This window comes from Stenotrophomonas rhizophila, from assembly GCF_001704155.1.
GTDB classification, from domain to species: domain Bacteria; phylum Pseudomonadota; class Gammaproteobacteria; order Xanthomonadales; family Xanthomonadaceae; genus Stenotrophomonas; species Stenotrophomonas rhizophila_A.
The window spans coordinates 3,360,128-3,380,813 of sequence record NZ_CP016294.1 but is presented as its reverse complement, the minus strand read 5'-3'; the positions used below and the strand labels follow the sequence as shown (position 1 = coordinate 3,380,813).

Here is a 20,686-nt window from a genome sequence, read left to right as displayed (position 1 = left end):
CCACGCGGACCGTGAATCGTCACCCGCCGCCCAACGCGTGCACGATCTCGACCACGTCGCCGTCCTCGAGCACGTGGGTCGCGTGCAGGCTGCGGGTAACGATTTCGGCATTCACCTCCACCGCCACCCGGCGCTCGGTGAGGTGTTCGGCCTGAAGCAGGTCCAGCACGGTGGCACTTTGCGGAAGCTGGCGGGGTTCGCCGTTGAGCGTGATGTTGACGAAGTTCATGGCGCGATTGTCCCCCAAAGTCGTCACTTCTGCGTACCCTTGCGCCCCCACCGATGCCCGTCCCGGCCCGTGGTGTCTGACGTCTGCGTTCCCCTGGCCCGGGCCATGCCGCAGCGCAGCGTGATGTCGCCGGGGTGCAGTGGAACCATGGCACCGTGCGCCGCCGTACGTCGGCCGTCATCACCCAAAAAGGAGTTTTTTTCATGCTGCTCAGCAAGCGTCCCCTGCGTTCCCTGATGGCCGTGGCCATCGCCCTGGCCGCCGTGCCGGCGATGGCGCAGTCGCCCTATTCGAAGACCATCTTCATCGGCGACAGCCTGACCGACCAGGGCTACTTCCGCCCGCTGCTGCCGGCCTCCGTGCAGCCGGTCACCGGGCAGTTCACCACCAACCCGGGCTGGGTATGGGCGCAGTACGTGGCCGACTACTACGGCACCAACGCCACCGCCCACGGCAACGGCCAGAATGGCGACAACTACGCCATCGGCGGCGCCCGCGTCGGCGTGGACACCACCCAGACCCTGGCCCCGGGCACCCCGGCCATTCCGGTCTACTCGCTCAAGACCCAGACCGCGCAGTACCTGGCCGCCAATGGCGGCAAGGCCGACGCCAACGCGCTGTACACCGTATGGGGCGGCGCCAACGACCTGTTCGCCATCCAGGCCGGCGCACCGCTGCAGGCCACCCTCGGCGCGGCCGTGACCGACCAGGTCGGCATCGTGGGTACCCTCAAGGGCGCCGGCGCGCAGTACATCGTCGTGCCGACCCTGCCCGACATCGGCCTGACCCCGGCCGCACGCGCCGGTGGCGCGCTGGGCATGGCGCAGGGCACCGCGCTGGCCAAGGCCTACAACGATGCGCTGTTCGGTGGCCTGAAGGCTGCCGGCCTGCAGGTCATCCCGGTGGATACCTTCCACATCCTGCAGGAAATCGTCGCCAGCCCGGCCACCTACGGCTTCATCAACGTCACCAGCCCGGCCTGCACCACGGCCTCGTCGCTGACCTGCAACCCGACTGCCTACGCCAACCCGAACGCGGCCAACAACTACGTGTTCGCCGACGGCGTGCACCCCACCACCGCCACCCACCAGATGCTGGGTGAGTACACCCTGTCGATCCTGGAAGCCCCGCGCAACCAGCAGATCCTGACCCACTCGGCGCAGACCGTGGGCCGTGCGCGCGCCGACCAGGTCAGCGGGCACCTCGACGGCCGTCCGGCCGATGGCCTGAGCTGGTGGGGTGGCCTGCGCGGCGACATGCAGCGCTACGACCACGCTGACCTGTACGACGGCCTGGCCCCGGCCGGTCTGTTTGGTATCGACTGGGCCCACGACGGCATGGTGGTCGGCGGCTTCGCCGGCTATGGCCGCATGGATGCCGACTTCGGCAACAGCAAGGGCGATTTCACCCAGTCCGACACCACCCTGGGCCTGTTCGCGGGTTGGTACGGCGAGAAGACCTGGGTCACCGGCCAGATCAGCTACAGCTGGCTGGACTATGACGTGACCCGCCGCGTGCAGCTGGGCCCGGCCGAGCGCACCCACACCGGTTCGCCGGAAGGCAGCAACCTCACCGCCGCCCTGAACGCCGGTTACGAATTCGGCACCGAAGGTGGCTTCCGCCACGGCCCGGTGGCCGCGGTGATCTGGCAGCAGGTCAAGCTGGATGGCTACGTGGAATCCAACCCGAGCGCCACCGCGCTGGGCTACGGCAACCAGGACACCGACTCCACCGTGGGCCGCGTGGGCTGGCAGGCCCGCTTCGACGGCGGCAGCGTCAAGCCGTACGTGCAGGTCACCTACGACCACGAGTTCGAAGACGGCAAGCAGGCCAGCGCCTGGCTGCAGACCATGCCGGACGTGGGCATGTACAAGGTGCCGGGCCTGGAGTTCGACAAGAACTACGCCACCGCCGTGCTCGGCGCGCGCATGAGCATGTTCGGCCTGAACAGCAATGTCGGCATGAGCACCACTGCGGCACAGAAGCGGGCACGCGACATCAGCCTGTTCGCTACGGTCAGCGGCAGCTTCTAAGCCTGAAGCCGGCGGTGCACGGCCAAATTCGCCGTGCACCCACCCGGTGGGGCACGACCGTTGGTCGTGCCGAAAGCAACGGGCGGCCGCAAACCGCCCGTTGCCTTTTAACCCCCCGGGCAACTAAACTTCCCCGGCACCAAGCGGGTGTAGCTCAATGGTAGAGCTGTAGCTTCCCAAGCTACTGACGAGGGTTCGATTCCCTTCACCCGCTCCATCGGTTGCTGCGCAGCCCGATGGAGCTCGGCGTTCGTTCCGCCAGATCCCCGCGCCTGTATCTGATCGCTGCGACTGCGGCGTATCGGCGCCATGTCGGTAGGGTCGTATCCCAATCGACTGCCGGCAACGCTGATCGGCGCGGCGAACGCATGACCCTGATCGAAGAGCGTGCTCGCTTACGCTTCGCTCTCATTCCCCTTGCGCCTTGTTAACCTGATCGCTGGGACCATGCTCCGTCGGCGCTTTTCTCCACTGGTGGAGTACTCGTATGCATGGTTCCAACAAGTCTGTTCTCCTGCAGGCCAACGAGGCCATCACCGCGGGCGACAACGAAGGGTTCCTTTCCCACTGCACGGACGACATCCGCTGGACGACAGTGGGCGAGGGTACGCTGGAGGGCAAGGAGGCGGTGCGTCAGTGGATGCAGAGCGCCTACGCCACGCCGCCGCGCTTCACGGTCGACCGCCTCGTTGCCGAGGACGACACGGTCGTCGCGCTGGGCACGATCATCGGCGAAGGTGATGACGGTGAGCCAATCGCGGTGGCCTACAGCGACGTCTGGCGGTTCCGCGACCGGAAGATGGTGGAGCTCAACGCCTTTGCGATCCAGCTACCGCGCTGATCTGGCTTACGGAGCGCGGTCGGCCTGGCGGACGTGCTCCCACCCGCACAGCGCGTCGGCGCTCGACAGGTCAAGTCGGTTGTGCATCACGGCGGGCGGGTAGCCATCCGCCAGTTCGATGAAAGTGCGCTCGCTGCAGATGTTGCTGGTCAGCACCGCGATGCAGGTCGAGCCGGGCTGCTTGCTGGAGCGATAGAGTATTCCTTCGTATCCCGCCCACTTCAGGAGCAGGCCGAAGCGCTGGCTGGGCGACGGAAGACCGAACTGTGCGGGCCACGCTCTCCAGTTCATATCCTGAAGAGTCGCCTGCAGCTTCGCGGGCGTTCGTATCAGCAGATCGGACGGCCTTCCCATCTTCAGCGATCTGGCCAGCTTCTCAAGCTCGGGAGGGACAGCGAACTTCGCCAATACCTTGGCGACTGGTTTCAGGTTTTCGATGTTGCGTATGTCGAACACCCGTTCGATGTGCCCGTTCAACCGAACTGATGCATCGCTTTGGCGCAGGCTCATCTCCGCTGGGGTCAGGCCTGTCGCCTCCATTTTTTTCGATGCCATCTGGTAGCACTCGCGGAACGCGGTCTCGTGCGAGTCGCCGATGTAGAGCGCCGGGAAGACGGCTGCGGCACCCGACTCATCACAGTCATTTCCAATGCTGAATCGTCCACCGATAGACCTGACGCTGCCGGCAGCGGAGAGGGGCTCATTCGCATACCGGTACTGCACCATGCGCACCCAGTTATTGAAATCATGCGGCGGTGCTGGTTTGGCGTTCAGTGCCTCGATCAGCTGATCCCGGCGCCGTGTGCGTTCCGGTTCCAGGCCGTGGTAAAGCTCATCATGCAGCGCATCCAGCTCCCGGGAACGTTTTTTCCACACCTCCAGATCAGACTCGGAAAATCTGTCGAGGACGTGGATGCTGGCCGGGAAGTCGTCAGGAACACCGCGAACGGGAACCGGCTGTTGGCGCCTGCGTGGCATGCGTTACCTGACCTTGTCCTCTTGGATGGCGGTGACGATGAATCGGCGCAGCCGGTCATGCCTTCCCAGCCGGACCATGTCCCTTGGGGCAACGTCGCCCAGCAATGGGTTTTTGGTGCGGAACCACAGTGCGGTCTTGGCGGCGTCGCCCTGGAAAATGTCCGCCACCATGTTCGCGATTGCGCCGATTTCCTCCAGCCGCTCCTTGACCGCCTTGGGGACGTTCTCATCCCAACGGACAGATGCGCTGGATACCGACGCAATCTTGGACACCGCATTCCGATCCAGTTGCATGAACTCGGCGACCTTCTTTGGTTCGAACTGGTCGCCGTTGCCGAAGTGCAGGGAGTCCCCTTGGGGGACGCTGAGGAAGAGGGGGGCTGTTTGCATGAGATAAGGGGAGGATGCGGGATGGGCCGAGTATTGCACAGCAATGAGCCGCTCGCACCAACTTTAGACCACTATGGAACCAATTGTAAAACAATAAAATAGCAAATAAAAACAGCATGTTATAGCGTTAGTGCCTATAGATGTGCATGGGATTCTGCGGTTCATTCTCGTTGACGCTTTTGGTAGATCCCCTGCATCTGTAGTCACCGGCGGCACGCTATGCTTCGCGTCCTATCCGATCCCCCACCAAAGCCGCGATGAAACTGGCCATCCTTTCCCGCAACAGCAAGCTCTACTCCACGCGGCGGCTGGTGGACGCGGCGCGTTCGCGCGGGCATACCGTGCGGGTGCTCGACCCGTTGCGCTGTTACATGCGCATTGCCGCCGACGGTTTCACCATGCATTACAAGGGCCGGCCCATTACCGGGGTGGATGCCGTGATTCCGCGCATCGGCGCCTCGGTGACCCGCTACGGCACCGCCGTGCTGCGCCAGTTTGAAATGATGGGGGCGGTTACCCCCAACCCGTCCGATGCCATCCTGCGTGCCCGCGACAAGCTGCGCGCGCACCAGATCCTGGCGTCCAAGGGCATCGACATGCCGGTCACGGTGTTTGGCGACAATCCCGATGACACCGTGGACCTGCTCTCGATGCTGGGCCCGCCCCCGCACGTGGTGAAGCTCAATGAAGGCACGCAGGGCCGCGGGGTGATCCTGACCGAAAAGGCCAGCGCCTCGCGCGGCATCGTCGAGGCCCTGCGCGGGCTGTACGCCAATTTCCTGATGCAGGAGTTCATCGGCGAGGCTCAGGGCGCCGATCTGCGCTGCCTGGTGGTGGGCGACCACGTGGTGGCCGCCATGCAGCGCCAGGCTCCCGAAGGCGACTTCCGCTCCAACCTGCATGCCGGGGGCAGCGCCCGCGTGGCCAAGGCCACCCGGGCCGAGCAGCAGGTGGCGGTGCGCTCGGCCCGTGCGCTGGGGCTGGGGGTGGCCGGGGTGGACCTGATCCGCTCCAGCCGGGGCCCACTGGTGCTGGAGGTCAACTCCACTCCCGGCCTGGAAGGGATCGAGGGGATCAGCCAGGACGACCTGGCCGGGCGCATCATCGAGCACGTAGCTGGGCAGGTGGCTGCTGCGAAAAAGCCAGCAAAATCAAAGGTATGAATTTTTATTGAAGCCGCCTGGCCGGTTTTAACACCGGTTTAATCGCCCCCGGCGTAGGCTTCAACGAACCGCAGCTCTGCCCTCCTCAGCAGATAACGGTAATCGGGAATGACTTCAGGCCCAGGCGGGATCCGTCTGGGCCTTTTTCTTCCCGTGCCATCGCTCACTTGCTGAGGTGAAGGCGTGGGGGCTACATTCGGCGTTCCGTTCAGTTGACTAAGGATTGGTTGAAATGAAGCGAGTGATTCTGGCCGCCGGGACCGCGGCCCTCCTGCTGGCAATGGGCACCACCCAGGCAGCGCCGCAGGCCGAAGTGTTTGCCCGTGGCAAGCCGCTGGCAGAGCAGATGCAGCGCATCGACGTCGAAATGAACGATGGTGAGACCTACTCGGAGCTCACCCTTGAAGACCGCAGCCGGGTCCGCGCGGCCTTGGGCCGCATGCGTGGCGTGCTGGACCAGTACCCTGACCAGGCCACCATCACGGATGTCGCCAAGACCGAGCTCTACAACGACCAACAACTTGTGAACACCGTTTTGACGAAAGCGCGCGAAGATAGTCGCCAGATCTGCACCCGCGAAAAGTCGACCGGCTCACACCGTGCAACTACGCAGTGCAGGACCGTGGCCCAGCGCGAGCGGGACAAGACGTCTGCCCAGCACCAGCTTGGCACCGTGCAGCGTGTGGGCCACAACGTCATCCCTTAAGAGGTCACATGCGAATTCTTGTAATTGAAGACAACAGCGACATCGCCGCCAACCTGGGCGACTACCTCGAAGACCGCGGCCACACCGTGGACTTCGCCGCCGACGGCGTGACCGGCCTGCACCTGGCGGTCGTGCACGAGTTCGACGCGATCGTGCTGGATCTCAATCTGCCGGGCATGGATGGGATCGAGGTCTGCCGCAAGCTTCGCAATGAAGCGCGCAAGCAGACCCCGGTGCTCATGCTGACCGCACGGGATTCGCTGGACAACAAGCTGGCCGGGTTCGACTCCGGTGCCGACGACTACCTGATCAAGCCGTTCGCGCTGCAGGAAGTGGAAGTGCGTCTGAACGCCCTGTCGCGCCGCGGCAAGGGCGTGCAGACCCGGGTACTGGAAACCGGCGACCTGGAATACAACCTCGATACCCTCGAGGTTCGCCGCCAGGGCAAGCTGCTGCAGCTCAACCCTACCGCGCTGAAGATCCTGCAGGCGCTCATGGAAGCGGCCCCGGCCGTGGTGACCCGCCAGGAGCTGGAAACCCGCGTGTGGGGCGAAGAGCTGCCCGATTCGGATTCGCTGCGCGTGCACATCCACGGCCTGCGCGCCGTGGTGGACAAGCCGTTCGAGGTGCCGTTGATCCAGACCCGCCATGGCATCGGATACCGCATCGCCGCCCCGGAAGCCTGATCCGGTGACGGGCAGGGGGGAGCGCCGCCGGGGCCCGTACCGGCGCCGGCTGCGCAGCCGCATCATCGTCTCATTCGTGCTGTTGGGCTTCTGCCTGACAGCACTGTTTGCCTTCGCCACCAACCTGGCCCGCGCGCGCGTGGAGAACCAGCTGGTCGAAGACGTGATGAACCGCAACATCAACGAGTATGCGCGCCGCTACTTCGCTGATCCCTCGCGCAACCCCGACCTTCCCGTGCAGCAGATGCGCGCGCGCATCGTGGGGCCGGACAAGTTCGAAGCGCTGCGGCAGGAAGAGCCGGACTGGTACGAATTCCGCGATGGCATCCACGGCCTGAGCGGCGTGGACGAGCGGGGCAACCCCTTCTCCTACAAGCTGGCGGTACGCAAGACCCCCGACGCCTGGTTCTTCCTTGCCTACGACATGACCGAAAGCCTGCGCGGCGCAGAGCAGTTGAACCGCGCGCTGTTCTTCTCGGTGCTGGTGTTCAGCGCGTTGTCGTTGGTGCTGGGCTGGTGGTCGGCCTCGAAGGTGATGAAGCCGGTATCCGACCTGGCCGCGCGCCTGCGTGCCTACCGGGGCGGTACCAGCGACCCCACGCCGTTGGCGCCACGGTTCCCCGACGACGAAGTCGGGCAGCTGGCGCAGGCGCTGGATGACTATTCGGCCCGGCTGACCGAAGTGGTGCAGCGCGACCGCGAATTCAACGCCGACGTCAGCCACGAGCTGCGCACCCCGCTAGCCGTGATCCGGGGTGCCACCGAGCTGCTGCTGACCCGGCCGGACCTCGACCCCAAGGTGCTGCAGCGCCTGCAGCGCATCCAGCGTGCCGAACAGCAGTGCACCGACCTGATTGGCGCGCTGCTGCTGCTCTCGCGCAACGAGCGCGGGCAGGGCAGCAGCAACGTGGCGCGGGTGGCCGAGCAGCTGCTCGATTCGCACCGCGCCCAGCTGGGCGGCAAGCCGCTGGAGCTGGTACTGGAAGGCGACCGCGAACTGGTCATCGATGCCCCGGAATCGGCGCTGTCGGTGGCACTGGGCAACCTGATCGGCAACGCCGTGAAGTATTCGCAGGAAGGCTCGGTGCGGGTGCTGGTCACCGGCAACCGGGTGGAAGTAATCGACAGCGGCCCGGGCCTGAGCGCCGAAGACGCGGCCAAGCTGTTCCAACGCGGCTATAGAGGCACCCACGCCGGCCACTCGCAGGGCGGCGGTATCGGCTTGTCGATCGTGAGCCGCCTGTGCGATCTGTACGGCTGGCAGGTCAACGTGCGGCCAGGCGAAACCCGGGGTGTGGTAGCCACGCTGACGTTCGCACCGGCGGGCTGACCTACACCTGTGCTGCCAACTGGCACGGGACCGCCGACTGGGACCGCTCCGCCAATTGTCGCCGCCTGGCGCCGCTCCGCGGTAGAGCCACGCCCTGCGTGGCTGCTCTTCGCCTGACACCGCGCCAGCCACGCAGGGCGTGGCTCTACCGTGTGTGCCGTCTGCTAAAGTGCTACAGGCTCACCTTACAAGGACGTGGATGATCGTGATCCGTTTCGAACGAATTCGTGAGGACGAGGACCTAGGTTGGCTGGTTGATGAATACTTCGATTACATCCACCATGTAGCTGATCGCATGCCGCCGGAGCTCCGCGATTTCGCTGTCCGGAGCGAGCACTACCAGTTGCAGGGAAAGTACAGCCTGCACGATTCTCGAATGCGCTCATTCGCCATTCGCAAAGAGCCCACAGAAGGAGAGGGCGTATCAAACGCCACCTCGGTGGATGTCATCTTTCTCGACCAGCTCTTCGAACATGAGTTTTCCCTCCACTACGGCGGGGTGTCGTCGTTCGTAGTGACCGAGGGTGATCTGCCGACACGCCGTGCGACGGATGTGCTCATGCATGAGGTCAGCGTGCTTTCCAAGTGCAATTTCAGGCATGTGGTCAGATTCGACGGTGGCGGAGGTTATACCGTCGAGTTCTCGTCGTTCAATCGAAAGCTGGATCTCACGGTCGGCAACTGATGAGGGAAGGGGGCATGTTTGTCAGGTGCTTCGGAACGTTCGTGGGCCTTGCATCTGCTGCCTACGGTTGGGCGGTTGCGTCTGGAATGACGATTGGCCCAGCTATCTGCCGGGCGGATTGCCAAATGAACGCCTCGCTGAGGCAGCTGATCGGTGATGACGCTGCGAACCTTCTGTTAGGCGGTTCGTGGATGGTTGCCGGTGTTGTATTCATCGCGTTCATTAACCTTCGGCGAGGCGCCAAGCAGTCGAAGGCGACCTGCCGGAAGCAGGGTAGGTCGCGCCTGTGAGCTGTTTCATCCTGCCTGGGTGCAAGTCAGGGATGCGGCGACCCGGTTTCTGGCTGCCGCCGAAGCTGAGCGGCCTCAGGTAGGGGGGGTGAGTTCGGGGGGGCGTTCCATGAGGCGACAAAGGGCCCGTGCCATCGTTGATGCCTCACCACTCACGCCGGCGGGCATCCGAAGGGTGGTGCTGTCCGTCTTTCCACGCAGGCATGATTACGGTGACTTTGATCTCGCTGATCTCGTCACGGAGCTGGCGGAGTTTGGTATCACCACGGTCAAACCTCTCCGTCTTCTCATGAAGAAGCACAGGAGGCAGATACTTATCGATGAAAGGGTAAAGATGCCTCGCGCGGAGACGCTTTATCTGGCAAGTGAGTACAACCCGGCGGGGGTGGATGTTCACTCGAACACATCCTGGTACGCGGTACCGGGGTTGGTCAGGCAGGCAATGGAAAAGGAATTCGGTTGGGACGCCGTAATCGGCATTCAGGAAGTGCGGCCGCAAGACCACGCTGGCCAGCCCTAAGGTCTGCTGCTTGGCCTGCTCCGGTAGAGCGCATCCAGCCGCTCCACTTCCGCCTGCAGATGGTCCGGGTGCCCATCATTGACCACCACGTCATCCGCCAGCGCCAGGCGTTCCTCCCGGCTGGCCTGCGCCGCAATCATCCGGTCGGCCAGATCGGCCGTGGTGCCATCGCGCTGCATCAGCCGCGCATGCTGTACCGCCACCGGCGCATCCACCACCAGAATTCGGTCCAGCCATGGGTACTGCTGGCGGCCGCCAGCTTCGGCCAGCAGCGGGATGGCCGCAATCGCATAGGGACTTCCAGCCTGCTCACAGGTCTGCCGCAGCAGCTCGCGAATGGCAGGGTGGGTAATAGCTTCCAGCGCCTGCCGTTCCTGTGCGGAGCTGAAGATCCGCTCGCGCAACGCAGCGCGGTCAAGCTGTCCATCGGCCAGCAGGATTCCGGAACCAAAGTGCGCCACGATCCGGGCCAGGCCGTCGCTTCCAGCCGCCACCACGGCACGGGCGGCCACGTCGGCATCTGCGATAGTGATGCCCAGCGCCTCGAAGCGCCGGGTTACCTCGGTCTTGCCGGCGGCCACGCCGCCAGTCAATCCAATCACGAACTGGCTCATCGCTGCCTCAGCGCAGGCCGGACACCCGCAGATACGCGTTGATCAACGGCTCGCCCCACATGAACACGATCCAGCCCGCCAGGGCCAGGTAGGGCCCGAACGGAATCGGCGTGGCTCGGTCGCGGCCGCGCGAGTACAGCCAGATCGAACCGATGATCGCCCCAAGCACCGACGAGAGCAGGATGATCGGCAGGATGCCCTTCAACCCACACCAGGCGCCCAGCGCGGCCAGCAGCTTGAAATCGCCGTGACCAATGCCTTCCTTGCCGGTGATCTGCTTGAACAGCCACCACACCGACCACAGCAGCAGGTAGCCGGCTATCGCGCCCAGCAGGGCAGGCTTGGCCGGCATGTACAGGTTGTCGATGCTGCCTATCAGCCCCAGCCACATCAGCGGCAGGGTGAGCTGGTCAGGCAACAACTGGGTGCGCAGGTCGATACCGGACAAGGCCACCAGGAAGCAGCTCAGCACGATGGCGCCAAAGCCCTGCCAGCCAAAGCCGAACTGCCAGACGCTGGCCACCACCAGCAGGCCGGTCAACAGCTCGACCAGCGGGTACTGGATGGAGATCGGCGCATGGCAGTGGCGGCACTTGCCGCCCAGGACCAACCAGCTGAACAGCGGGATGTTCTCGTACCAGGACAGCTTGTGCTTGCAGTGCGGGCAGTGCGACGGCTCGACCACGATCCCGGGCGGGGGTGGTTCGTAGATGTCCGGAAGCTCGAGCACCTCGCGGGCGTCGCGCTTCCACTGCCACTCCAGCCGCTTGGGCAGGCGCAGGATCACCACATTGAGGAAGCTGCCAATCAGCAACCCCAGTGCGGCCGCGGCCGGATAGCCGAGGCCGGGATGCTGGTCGAGAAATGCCATGTGCCGTTAGACCACCGAAGCCAGTTTGAAGATGGGCAGGTACATGCCGATGACCATGCCACCGACAATAGTACCAATGAACACCATGATCAGTGGCTCCAGCAGGCTGCTCAGGGCGTCCACGGCATTGTTCACTTCCTGCTCGTAGTACTCGGCCACCTTGAAGAGCATTGTGTCCAGTGCGCCTGCTTCCTCACCAATGGCGGTCATCTGGACCACCATGTGCGGGAAGAGGTTGATCTGCTTCATCGCCATATTGACGGGATAGCCGACCGACACATCGTCACGCATGCGCAGCACGCCCTCCTCGTAGACCTTGTTGCCGGTGGCGCCAGCGACAATTCCCAAGGCCTCCACCAGTGGCACGCCTGCCCTGAAGGTCACAGCCGTCGTGCGAGCAAATCGCGCGATCGAGCTGTTATGCATGATCTGGCCGATGACGGGCACCTTGAGAATCGTCCGGTCCATCGCATGTTGCATAGAAGGCGATCGCTTGTAGGCGAAAATGAAGCCGCCAATGACGCCGCCGGCGATAAGCAGCATCAGCCACCACCACGCAACCATGAACCGGGAAAGATTCACAATCATCTGGGTGAACGCAGGAAGCTCTGCCCCAAAGCTGGCGAAGACGTCTTCGAACTGGGGGACGACCCAGACAAGCAGGATGCCGCTGACCAGAATGGCCACGGCCATCACCATGGCAGGGTAAAAGAGCGCCTTCTTGATCTTGCCCTTGAGTGTCTCGATGTTCTCTTTATAAGTGGCAACCGTGTCCAGTACCGTTTCGAGAACACCCGCCCCTTCGCCAGCGCGAACCAGGTTGCGGTAGAGCTCATCGAACTGGACTGGGTGCTTGCTTACCGCTTCATAGAGGGACGAGCCCCCCTCGATGTCTGCGCGGACGGTGTCCACCATCTTCTTCATGCGCGGGTTCTTGTGCCCGCTACCGATGATCTCCAGCGCGGAAACGATCGGGACGCCGGACTTCATCATGGTCGCCATCTGGCGGCTGAAGAAGGCAATGTCCTTGGCGCTGATGGTCTTGCCGGCGGCGCCGAACAGCGGTTTGGGCTTGGGCTTGACCACGTTGGGCGTAATGCCCTGCCGGCGCAGCTCGGCCCTGAGCAGATTTGCGTTCTTGGCGGGCTGTTCGCCCTTCATCTTCACGCCCCGCTTGTCGGTCCCCTCCCAGACAAACGGCTGCAACTCCATGGTGCTACGCGCCACGGGCTCTTTCTTGACAGCACTACGGCTCACAGACATACAGGCTCCCCAGCCGCGCCATCCCCAGGCGGGCTTCTGCGCCGAATGGTAGCTGGTTCCGGGCCGTCATGGCATCCCTCCATGACGGCAATCCGTGACCGGGGTCCAGGACCGGGGTCGTCAGAAGGTGACGTAACGCGTCACAATGCCGGCTTGGTCTCAAATTACCGTGAGGGGGGTTCCAATCCTGAAGATTGCTGCCATCATTGCGCCGGGGAATGCTGGGGAGCATTGCTGAGAAGTTGGCACGCAACCTGCTTTCAACCACCCGCACGGGCGATTGCCATGCTCAGCCGGTCGACCGGCCAGGCGCGACCCAGTGTTCATTTTTCAAACCACCTCTAGGGGATGTACTCATGAAGAAGCAGCAGGGCTTTACCCTCATCGAACTGATGATCGTTGTCGCGATCATCGCCATCCTGGCCGCCATTGCCATCCCGGCTTACCAGGACTACGTGGTCCGCTCACAGGGCGCCTCGGCTCTGGCCGAAATCACCCCGGCCAAGGTCGGTTTCGAGCAGGCTGTCAACGAAGGCAAGACCCCGTCGACTGCCGCCGCTGACGCTGGCTTCGTTGGCGTGGGCCCGTCCACCTCGTACTGCACCGTGACCGTCGGCGCTGACAACATCCAGTGCGTCACCAAGGGCGGCAACGCCACCAAGTTCAACGGCAAGAAGGTCATTTGGACCCGTACCGCCGACACCGGTCTGTGGGCTTGCACCTCGGACCTGGACGCCAAGTACAAGCCGGGCAAGTGCACCTAATAGGTCGCCTATCGCTTGAAGAAGAGGCCTCCGCTTAAGCGGGGGCCTTTTTTTTTACCCCGATGGACTTGGCACGAATTCTGCTTTCCTTGCTGATTAACGATAGGGGAGCGTTTCAATGCAGAGGTCCAAAGGCTTCACGCTGATCGAGTTGATGATCGTGGTGGCGATCATCGCAGTGCTCGCCGCGATCGCCATTCCCGCCTACCAGGGCTATGTCGCCAAGACCCAGGTCACGGCCGCGCTGGCCGAGATCGCGCCCGGCAAGAACGGGGTTGAGTCGGCGCTGGCGACGGGCAACGCTTCCCTGGTCGACGCCGCCTACGTCGGCCTCGCCACCCCTACCAGTCATTGCTCGACCGTGGTCGCGTCCCTGGCTGCTGATGGTTCGGCGCAGATCAGCTGCGTCGTGATGGGAAATCCACAAGTGGTGGGTGCCAGCCTGAGCTTGAATCGGGACGCGGGCGGCCGGTGGAGCTGCGAAGCGCCCAGCCTCGCCGAGCGTATCCGCCCCCGCAACTGCAATTGATTTCCCATTGTCTGGGTTAAGCTGTAACCCCCGGAGCAATCAGCCGTGACGCCCCTATGAATGCAGTAGTGACCGCCAATCTCGTCGGCATCACCGGTATCGCCCGTCGTCTCGTGCAGGACGGTGCGCTGGATGAGGCTGCAGCGCGCGATGCGATGGCCAAAGCGGCCGCAGCGAAGCAGCCGTTGCCGCAGTACTTCGCCGAAAAGAAGTTGGTAACGCCGGCGCAGCTGGCCGCAGCCAATGCGCTCGAATTTGGCATGCCGCTGCTGGACGTCTCGGTATTCGACAGTGCGCAGAGCGCCATCAGCCTGGTCAGCGAAGAGCTGCTGCGCAAACATCATGTGCTGCCGCTGTTCAAGCGCGGTGGCAAGCTGTTCGTGGGTACCAGTGATCCGACTCACTCGCTTGACGAGATCAAGTTCCACACCAATCTGGTGGTCGAGCCGATTCTGGTAGACGAGGAGCAGATCCGCCGCACACTGGAACAGTGGCAGTCCAAGCATGACACCCTGGGCGGTTCCCTCGGCGGCGGCGACGACGACGGCATGGCCGACCTGGATGTATCGGGCGGCGATGATGAGGGTGGAGCTGGGGCAGATTCCGGTCACGACGCCAAGGGGGACGACACCCCGGTCGTGAAGTTCGTCAACAAGGTGCTGGTCGATGCCATCCGCAAGGGCGCATCGGACATCCACTTCGAACCGTATGAAGACGACTACCGCGTGCGGTTCCGCATCGACGGGCTGCTCAAGAACGTGGCCAAGGCGCCGGTGAAGCTGAACCAGCGCATTGCTGCACGCCTGAAGGTAATGTCGCAGCTGGATATTGCCGAAAAGCGCGTGCCGCAAGATGGGCGCATAAAGCTCAACCTCTCCAAGTCCAAGCAGATCGACTTCCGCGTCAGCACCTTGCCGACCCTGTTCGGCGAAAAGGTGGTGCTTCGTATCCTCGACGGCAGTGCCGCCAAGCTGGGCATTGACAAGCTCGGCTACGAGCCCGAGCAGCAGAAGCTCTTCCTGGAAGCGATTCATAAGCCATATGGCATGGTGCTGGTCACTGGTCCCACAGGCTCGGGTAAGACGGTATCGCTCTACACCGCGCTGGGTATCCTCAACGACGAAACCCGCAACATCTCCACGGCGGAGGATCCGGTAGAAATCCGGCTGCCTGGAGTGAACCAGGTCCAGCAGAACGTCAAGCGCGGCATGACCTTCGCCGCCGCTCTCCGATCCTTCCTGCGACAGGATCCAGATATCATCATGGTCGGCGAAATCCGCGATCTGGAAACGGCCGAGATCGCCGTCAAGGCAGCGCAGACCGGCCACATGGTGCTCTCCACCCTGCATACCAACGATGGTCCGCAGACCATCGCGCGCCTGATGAACATGGGTATTGCACCGTTCAACATCACCAGTTCGGTCACGCTTGTGATTGCTCAGCGTCTTGCGCGCCGACTGTGCAACAGCTGCAAGCGGCCGGTGGATCTGCCGCCGAACGCCTTGCTGGCCGAGGGCTTCACCCAGGCCCAGCTGGACGCCGGCATCACCCTGTATGAGCCGGTTGGTTGCGAAGAGTGCACCGAAGGCTACAAGGGTCGTACCGGTATTTACCAGGTCATGCCGATGAGTGAGGAAATTTCGGTCATCGTGCTGGGCGGTGGCAACGCGATCCAGATCGCTGAAGCTGCCCAACGTGCCGGTATCAAGGACCTGCGTCAATCTGCGCTGATCAAGGCGGGCGCGGGCACCACCAGCCTGGCCGAGATCAATCGCGTCACCAAGGACTAAGCTCCTTCGTTTCGCCAGAAACGCATAGGTAGGGCCGGGCTCTGCCCGGCAGGAAACCAAGACGGGGGTGGGATGCCCGCCCCCGTCCGCTGCACACGTTTGGTGCCCAATCCCTGATCCTGCCGCGATCACCTGCTACCATCCACAAGCAACATTGCCCGGCGGGGAGCTGGGCCCAACCTTCGATTGCCAACCGCTGCTGCCGCTTCAATGCGGCGCCGTGCTTGGCGACATACTTCAATGCAGGTCGTTTGGCCTTGTGATAGGCAATGGGGATGCACGCATGACGTTGGTTAAGAGCAGGGCCGGAACGTGGCTGTTGTGGATATTCGTGCTGTCCGGCTTCTCCGGCCTGATCTACCAGTCCATCTGGACGCAGTATCTGGGCTTGTTCCTGGGTCATTCCTCCTACGCGCAATCGCTGGTGCTCATTCTGTTCATGGGCGGCATGGCGATCGGTGCATGGCTGGTCAGCCGATGGAGCAGCAGAATTCGTCGGCCGCTTCTCGCCTATGCGCTCATTGAGGTCGTCATTGGCCTGCTCGGATTGAGCTTCGACGGCATCTATCAGGGTGTGACCGGCTGGGCCTACGCACAAGTGCTGCCTATGCTGCCGTCAGGGCAGCTGCAGAACGTTCGCTGGTTGCTGGCGGCGGCGATGGTGCTGCCGCAATGCATCCTGCTTGGTGCGACCTTCCCGCTGATGAGTGCTGGCTACATCCGCCTGCAGACCCACGCGGAGGGCCGGGTGCTGGCAGGCTTGTATTTCTCCAACAGTCTCGGCGCGGCCATTGGTGCGTTGGCCTCGACGTATGTAATGCTGCCCGCGATCGGCATGCCGGGCACGGTGTTCTCGGCAGGGCTCATCAATATCCTGGTCGCGGTGATGGTGTATCCGCTTAGCAAGCAGGAGCGACCACTAGCGCCGGATTCCGCCCTCGTGCCTGCAACGACTGCGCGCACAACCGGCACGGTTGCCTCCAGGCCGTTGCTCATTCTGCTCGTGGCCGGTCTCACTGGGGCAGCATCCTTCGTCTATGAAATCACCTGGATCCGGATGCTCTCGCTGGCACTGGGAACCACGATCCATTCGTTTGAATTGATGTTGGCGGCCTTCATTCTGGGCATCGCGCTGGGTGGGCTCTGGCTGAAAAACCGTGCAGATCGGCTGATCGCACCGCTCGCGACTGCCGGTTGGATCCAGGTGTGGATGGGTATCGCCGCATTGGCGTCCATGTTCGTCTATGCCAACGCGTTCGAGTGGGTCGGCTGGCTGATGATGGTCATCGTGCACAGTGCGGAGGGATATGGCCTATTCAACGTGGCCAGTGCAGGTATCGCGCTGCTCGTCATGTTCCCCGCAGCCTTCTTTGCCGGTATGACGCTGCCTCTGCTCACGCTGGCACTGCTGCGGCAGGGCCATGGCGAAAAATCGATCGGCCAGGCCTACGCATTCAATACGTTGGGCGCAATCATTGGCGTACTCGCCGCGGTGCATCTGCTGATGCCCGTGCTGGGCCTGAAGTACGCGCTGCTGAGCGCTGCCGTGCTCGACATCGGTCTGGGTCTGGTGCTGCTGGCTCGTTATGCGCCGGCCTCGACCCGTTGGCGGCTGCCACCGATGGTGCCGGCGGCGGCGGTTTCTGCTGCTGCGGTACTGGCTGCCAGTTGGCTGGTTACCTTCGATCCGGCCGTTCTGAATTCATCGGTGTATCGCTTCGGTTCCACGTCATTGGGCGCGGACACCAAGACGGTGTTCTTCAAGGATGGGAAGACCGCGACTGTTGCCGTCATCGAACGGAATGAAGAGGACGGACCCGTGCGGATGATCTCCACCAACGGCAAGGTGGATGCCGGCCTGGCGCTGCAAGCCGATCAGGCGCCGACGTCCGATGAGTCGACCATGGTGTTGCTCGCCGCGATCCCGTTGTCCATGCGTGAGCACTACGACCGCATCGGTGTAATCGGGTTTGGCTCGGGCATGACCACGCATACGCTCATGGGGCACGCAAAAGTAGGCGCGGTGGATACGGTGGAAATCGAGCCGGCAATGGTCGAGGGTGCCCGCCACTTCGGCGACCGGGTTTCGAGGGCGTACAGCGACCCGCGCTCGCACGTGATCATTGACGATGCCAAGGCGTACTTTGCCTCGGTGCCCAAGAAGTACGACCTGATCATCTCCGAGCCTTCCAATCCGTGGGTCGGTGGCACCGCATCCTTGTTCAGTACCGAGTTCTATCAGTACATCCCGAAGCAGCTCAATCAGGATGGCTTGTTCGTTCAATGGCTGCAGCTGTATGAAATCACCCCTGAGCTGGTCAACTCGGTGCTCTCGGCCATGCTGGTCAACTTCAAGGATGCGAAGGCGTATCTGGCCAACGAGGGCGATCTGATTCTGGTGGCTTCACCGCACGGAGAGGTCCCTGATCTCTCCGCGGACATTTTTCGCCAGCCGTTGGTGGCTGCCGATCTTGCTCGTATCGGCGTGACCGACCTGCGTGCTTTGCAGGACACCAAAGTGTTGAATCGCCGTGGTCTGGAAGGCTATCTGGCGCTCTATCCGCACCAGATGAACTCCGACATGTTCCCGGTGTTGAAGCTCCAGGCGCCGGTGGCTCGGTTCCAGCGTACCCAAGTGGCAGACTTCGATGCAATGGGCTCGGCTCCGTGGCCGTTGGTCCGCAGCCTCGGTGGCCCGATGCCGGCAAGCGAGCGTTCGTTTGGCACTAACCGTCTATCGCTCGCGTCGGTTCGGCAGGCTGAGGCCGCTCAGGAGGTATTTGCTGCATTGGTGGAGGGGAGCAAGGCGCCGCCCTCAGCAATGTCCGAGTTCGACGCATTGCAAGTGGACGCACTGCGCGGGCTGGCGGCTGCCTGTGAACTGGACAGCCGACCGGAGCGGACGGCCACAATGATTTTCTCGCTGGCGACGGAAACCGTAGTGTTCCTGGACTCCGCGCGGCTTGATCGCATCTGGGGCAAGCCGACGTGGCTGCGTTGCCCTTCGAATGATGCCACCGTCCAGGCCGCCCTTGGCCTGGTAGCGGCCGCCTCGGAAGATCGGCATCGCGACGTAGTCGAGTTGGGCCTGGAGCTGTTGGACGGCGATCATGGTGCAGCACTGCTGCAGGATGGCGTCTCTGGCTACTACATCATGGGCGCGATGCAGTACGCAGCACTGTCAGAGGGCGATCCTGCCGTCGCTCAGCAGTTGATGCAGCGCTATTGGTCGCGCTTGGACCGGAAGGCGCAGGGAAATGCTTCGCTGCGGTTGATGACGCTGCTGGCGACCCGTGCTGAACACGGAGGGCGTAGCCCGTAGCGCGGCCATTGGCACCATGGTCCCGGCTTTTCCACAAATCGAGACGTGGCGCTCATTTCCATAAGCGCCATTCGACAAGACTAATGCGTCAAACGTCAGTGGGCGCTCATTCCTGCGCCCGCAGTTGCCCATCCACAGGGAGGTGGTTGTGCCCGCGCGCGTCCCGAAGAGTATTCTCTTGCTGCTAGTGCTTTCGCTGCTTCCAGTCGTTGCATCTGCAGCGCAACAGCCACTGGCCGAAACAAAGTTCTGCTTCGAGGGCAAGTGTTTCCCAACGCTCAGCCAAGCCGAAGCCGAGCTTCGTTCCAAGGCGGGTACATATGGCCCCCTCTGGACCAAGGCCCGCGTATCTCGATACATGGACTCGGTGCTGATGCACCAGTATGTGGTGAAGGATCAAGAGGCGGAAACCATGTACAAGCCCGGGTACCGGGCGAGTGGAAATGGCGTAGAGAAGTCAACTGCGCGGCACGGATGGATCCATATGATCGTGCGGGAACGGAAATTCTCTAGTCTGTTGGGGGTGCCACCACGCATGATTGGAACATAAGCGCAAGGTGCGTCTGCGATGGCGCAAGCTTCAGCCTTGACGAGTTTCAGGTCGATTTGACCCCGGTTGTCTATCTTCGAAGGCCCGATCAGTACAGCTCACCGGGCCATGCGATGGAGGTGAGGCTCAAAGAGCTGGATCATGTGGGTGACATCAACGCCTGGAGTGCTGGTGAGAAAGCTAGCGCAGAGTCCTATGAGCGATTTTTGAGGCTTCAGGCGTATCAGAGCCAAGCCGAGTGTAAATCGAACAATAGAGACGCTATGGAGTCTTTTGTGCGTACCGGCTTTTATCCAGCGATGATGGGTTCAATTTACCGGTGGGATTCAAGTCGAAAGCATGACGTGACGGAATGGTGACTTACTTCTCACTTTTTGCGCGGGCTGAGGCGATGGGTGTTGATTGAACTGGAGAGATCTTTGATGATCCGATACCTGCTGGTGATCTGTGTGTCCCTCGTTTGTGCATTCTCGATTCCGATTGGGAGGGTGGGCGCTTCTCCGTCTTGCCAATGCCCGCCGATGGAGCTCGAATTTAAGCATTCGGAAGGCTCGCCCGAGCTGCGTACAAGCGTTTTAACACTTCGGAACCTCGGCGATGTGACTGTGTACTTCCCGCTATGGGAGCCGAATTCCGCCTCTCGCGTGCCCCTCCTGCATTGGGGCGCGTACCAAATCTACACCCGCAACTCGAACTACACCCGCGAATTAAATATGCGGGGATGGGTGCCTATCCTTGAAGCGGGCTCGTTACCTCCATGGGGAGGGGCTCTGGTCGTCAATCCAGGTGCCACCGTCGACTTGCATATTGGGATCGAGCGCGTCCTTCAGGAGAATGACATTCCGGAAGCCATGGTCATGGTGGAGCTGATTTCGATTGCCACAATGTGCCAGGTGAGGTCGACTGCGATAAGCGTGCAGGATCTCGCGAAGCTACTTCCACCTAGTCAATAGGCCAGCGTCCATGAAGTTTTGGAAGATCAATACTTTAACTTGGATTCGGCTGGTCGATGAACCCCTGAAGCTGTGCGGTTGGACGGGGGCACGGATCACGTGTGGCGCTGCACTACGCACCGCGTGATTTCTCAGCAGTTTCCGCCAGGATCGCTGCAGGTACATCAAGGGCTGAGTTG

General features: G+C 62.5%; 19 protein-coding genes and 1 tRNA gene. 14 read left to right on the top strand and 6 right to left on the bottom strand.

Going from position 1 to position 20,686, the window contains the following annotated elements; translation table 11 throughout:
- Window positions 1–19: 19 nt before the first annotated feature.
- The gene (gene thiS / locus BAY15_RS15070) at window positions 20–229 is read right to left on the bottom strand and encodes a sulfur carrier protein ThiS (protein WP_068853828.1); all 210 of its coding nucleotides are present in this window, start codon (window positions 227–229) and stop codon (window positions 20–22) included.
- A 203-nt stretch (window positions 230–432) separates the two neighbouring features.
- On the opposite strand from thiS, the gene BAY15_RS15065 reads away from it, so the two are divergent.
- The 3 genes from BAY15_RS15065 to BAY15_RS15055 all read left to right on the top strand — a co-directional run bounded on the left by BAY15_RS15065 (window position 433) and on the right by BAY15_RS15055 (window position 3,103).
- A complete protein-coding gene (locus BAY15_RS15065) occupies window positions 433–2,262 on the top strand; it encodes an autotransporter domain-containing esterase (RefSeq protein WP_068853827.1) in 1,830 nt (609 codons plus the stop codon).
- Between the two features lie 143 nt (window positions 2,263–2,405).
- Window positions 2,406–2,479 (top strand) — tRNA-Gly (locus tag BAY15_RS15060).
- A 270-nt stretch (window positions 2,480–2,749) separates the two neighbouring features.
- Entirely contained in the window at window positions 2,750–3,103 is a 354-nt protein-coding gene (locus tag BAY15_RS15055; RefSeq protein ID WP_068853826.1) for a nuclear transport factor 2 family protein, read from the top strand.
- Window positions 3,104–3,109: 6 nt separating this feature from the next.
- On the opposite strand, the gene BAY15_RS15050 is transcribed toward BAY15_RS15055, so the two are convergent.
- A complete protein-coding gene (locus tag BAY15_RS15050) occupies window positions 3,110–4,081 on the bottom strand; it encodes an RES family NAD+ phosphorylase (protein ID WP_068853825.1) in 972 nt (323 codons plus the stop codon).
- A 3-nt stretch (window positions 4,082–4,084) separates the two neighbouring features.
- Window positions 4,085–4,471 carry a hypothetical protein gene (locus tag BAY15_RS15045; RefSeq protein ID WP_208856107.1) on the bottom strand — a complete coding sequence of 129 codons (387 nt, stop codon included), beginning with the start codon at window positions 4,469–4,471 and terminating at the stop codon, window positions 4,085–4,087.
- A 257-nt stretch (window positions 4,472–4,728) separates the two neighbouring features.
- Between BAY15_RS15045 and rimK the strand changes: the two genes are divergently transcribed.
- The 6 genes from rimK to BAY15_RS15010 all read left to right on the top strand — a co-directional run bounded on the left by rimK (window position 4,729) and on the right by BAY15_RS15010 (window position 9,851).
- Window positions 4,729–5,634: a 30S ribosomal protein S6--L-glutamate ligase gene (gene rimK, locus BAY15_RS15040; RefSeq protein WP_068853823.1), complete on the top strand. Its 906-nt coding sequence runs from the start codon at window positions 4,729–4,731 to the stop codon at window positions 5,632–5,634.
- A gap of 232 nt (window positions 5,635–5,866) precedes the next feature.
- Window positions 5,867–6,340, top strand: coding sequence for a hypothetical protein (locus BAY15_RS15035; protein ID WP_068853822.1), 474 nt, complete (start codon window positions 5,867–5,869; stop codon window positions 6,338–6,340).
- An 8-nt stretch (window positions 6,341–6,348) separates the two neighbouring features.
- Entirely contained in the window at window positions 6,349–7,026 is a 678-nt protein-coding gene (locus tag BAY15_RS15030; RefSeq protein WP_017356179.1) for a response regulator transcription factor, read from the top strand.
- Window positions 6,989–8,356, top strand: a complete 1,368-nt coding sequence (locus tag BAY15_RS15025) for a sensor histidine kinase (protein ID WP_068853821.1) — start codon at window positions 6,989–6,991, stop codon at window positions 8,354–8,356. The genes BAY15_RS15030 and BAY15_RS15025 overlap by 38 nt, the downstream gene beginning before the upstream one ends.
- Window positions 8,357–8,555: 199 nt before the next feature.
- Window positions 8,556–9,041: a hypothetical protein gene (locus BAY15_RS15020; RefSeq protein ID WP_068853820.1), complete on the top strand. Its 486-nt coding sequence runs from the start codon at window positions 8,556–8,558 to the stop codon at window positions 9,039–9,041.
- A gap of 468 nt (window positions 9,042–9,509) precedes the next feature.
- Window positions 9,510–9,851: a hypothetical protein gene (locus tag BAY15_RS15010; RefSeq protein WP_237334272.1), complete on the top strand. Its 342-nt coding sequence runs from the start codon at window positions 9,510–9,512 to the stop codon at window positions 9,849–9,851.
- On the opposite strand, the gene coaE is transcribed toward BAY15_RS15010, so the two are convergent.
- The 3 genes from coaE to BAY15_RS14995 are packed head-to-tail and all read right to left on the bottom strand — an operon-like array spanning window position 9,848 to window position 12,599.
- Window positions 9,848–10,465, bottom strand: a complete 618-nt coding sequence (coaE, locus tag BAY15_RS15005) for a dephospho-CoA kinase (protein ID WP_068853818.1) — start codon at window positions 10,463–10,465, stop codon at window positions 9,848–9,850. The two genes, BAY15_RS15010 and coaE, sit on opposite strands and share 4 nt — an antisense overlap.
- 7 nt (window positions 10,466–10,472) lie before the next feature.
- Window positions 10,473–11,336: a prepilin peptidase gene (locus BAY15_RS15000; protein WP_068853817.1), complete on the bottom strand. Its 864-nt coding sequence runs from the start codon at window positions 11,334–11,336 to the stop codon at window positions 10,473–10,475.
- A 6-nt stretch (window positions 11,337–11,342) separates the two neighbouring features.
- Window positions 11,343–12,599, bottom strand: a complete 1,257-nt coding sequence (locus tag BAY15_RS14995) for a type II secretion system F family protein (protein ID WP_068853816.1) — start codon at window positions 12,597–12,599, stop codon at window positions 11,343–11,345.
- A gap of 356 nt (window positions 12,600–12,955) precedes the next feature.
- Between BAY15_RS14995 and BAY15_RS14990 the strand changes: the two genes are divergently transcribed.
- The 5 genes from BAY15_RS14990 (at window position 12,956) to BAY15_RS14965 (ending at window position 20,507) form a co-directional block, all read left to right on the top strand.
- Window positions 12,956–13,363, top strand: coding sequence for a pilin (locus BAY15_RS14990; protein ID WP_068853815.1), 408 nt, complete (start codon window positions 12,956–12,958; stop codon window positions 13,361–13,363).
- A gap of 118 nt (window positions 13,364–13,481) precedes the next feature.
- Window positions 13,482–13,892 (top strand): pilin, encoded by a 411-nt coding sequence (locus BAY15_RS14985; protein ID WP_068853814.1) that lies wholly within the window; start codon window positions 13,482–13,484, stop codon window positions 13,890–13,892.
- A gap of 56 nt (window positions 13,893–13,948) precedes the next feature.
- Complete coding sequence (gene pilB / locus BAY15_RS14980; RefSeq protein ID WP_068853813.1) at window positions 13,949–15,682, top strand: type IV-A pilus assembly ATPase PilB; 1,734 nt, start codon at window positions 13,949–13,951, stop codon at window positions 15,680–15,682.
- Between the two features lie 283 nt (window positions 15,683–15,965).
- The gene (locus tag BAY15_RS14975; RefSeq protein WP_068853812.1) at window positions 15,966–19,004 is read left to right on the top strand and encodes a hypothetical protein; all 3,039 of its coding nucleotides are present in this window, start codon (window positions 15,966–15,968) and stop codon (window positions 19,002–19,004) included.
- Window positions 19,005–19,976: 972 nt separating this feature from the next.
- A complete protein-coding gene (locus BAY15_RS14965) occupies window positions 19,977–20,507 on the top strand; it encodes a hypothetical protein (protein WP_157771765.1) in 531 nt (176 codons plus the stop codon).
- Window positions 20,508–20,686: the final 179 nt, after the last annotated feature.

Coding starts and splice junctions, on each gene's coding strand:
- rimK (WP_068853823.1), top strand. CDS start 4,729: ATGAAACTGGCCATCCTTTCCCGCAACAGCAAGCTCTACTCCACGCGG.
- BAY15_RS14995 (WP_068853816.1), bottom strand. CDS start 12,599: ATGTCTGTGAGCCGTAGTGCTGTCAAGAAAGAGCCCGTGGCGCGTAGC.
- thiS (WP_068853828.1), bottom strand. CDS start 229: ATGAACTTCGTCAACATCACGCTCAACGGCGAACCCCGCCAGCTTCCG.
- BAY15_RS15045 (WP_208856107.1), bottom strand. CDS start 4,471: ATGCAAACAGCCCCCCTCTTCCTCAGCGTCCCCCAAGGGGACTCCCTG.
- BAY15_RS14975 (WP_068853812.1), top strand. CDS start 15,966: ATGACGTTGGTTAAGAGCAGGGCCGGAACGTGGCTGTTGTGGATATTC.
- BAY15_RS15055 (WP_068853826.1), top strand. CDS start 2,750: ATGCATGGTTCCAACAAGTCTGTTCTCCTGCAGGCCAACGAGGCCATC.
- BAY15_RS15020 (WP_068853820.1), top strand. CDS start 8,556: ATGATCGTGATCCGTTTCGAACGAATTCGTGAGGACGAGGACCTAGGT.
- BAY15_RS15065 (WP_068853827.1), top strand. CDS start 433: ATGCTGCTCAGCAAGCGTCCCCTGCGTTCCCTGATGGCCGTGGCCATC.
- BAY15_RS14965 (WP_157771765.1), top strand. CDS start 19,977: ATGATCCGATACCTGCTGGTGATCTGTGTGTCCCTCGTTTGTGCATTC.
- BAY15_RS15035 (WP_068853822.1), top strand. CDS start 5,867: ATGAAGCGAGTGATTCTGGCCGCCGGGACCGCGGCCCTCCTGCTGGCA.
- BAY15_RS15000 (WP_068853817.1), bottom strand. CDS start 11,336: ATGGCATTTCTCGACCAGCATCCCGGCCTCGGCTATCCGGCCGCGGCC.
- BAY15_RS15050 (WP_068853825.1), bottom strand. CDS start 4,081: ATGCCACGCAGGCGCCAACAGCCGGTTCCCGTTCGCGGTGTTCCTGAC.
- BAY15_RS15030 (WP_017356179.1), top strand. CDS start 6,349: ATGCGAATTCTTGTAATTGAAGACAACAGCGACATCGCCGCCAACCTG.
- coaE (WP_068853818.1), bottom strand. CDS start 10,465: ATGAGCCAGTTCGTGATTGGATTGACTGGCGGCGTGGCCGCCGGCAAG.
- BAY15_RS14985 (WP_068853814.1), top strand. CDS start 13,482: ATGCAGAGGTCCAAAGGCTTCACGCTGATCGAGTTGATGATCGTGGTG.
- pilB (WP_068853813.1), top strand. CDS start 13,949: ATGAATGCAGTAGTGACCGCCAATCTCGTCGGCATCACCGGTATCGCC.
- BAY15_RS14990 (WP_068853815.1), top strand. CDS start 12,956: ATGAAGAAGCAGCAGGGCTTTACCCTCATCGAACTGATGATCGTTGTC.
- BAY15_RS15025 (WP_068853821.1), top strand. CDS start 6,989: ATGGCATCGGATACCGCATCGCCGCCCCGGAAGCCTGATCCGGTGACG.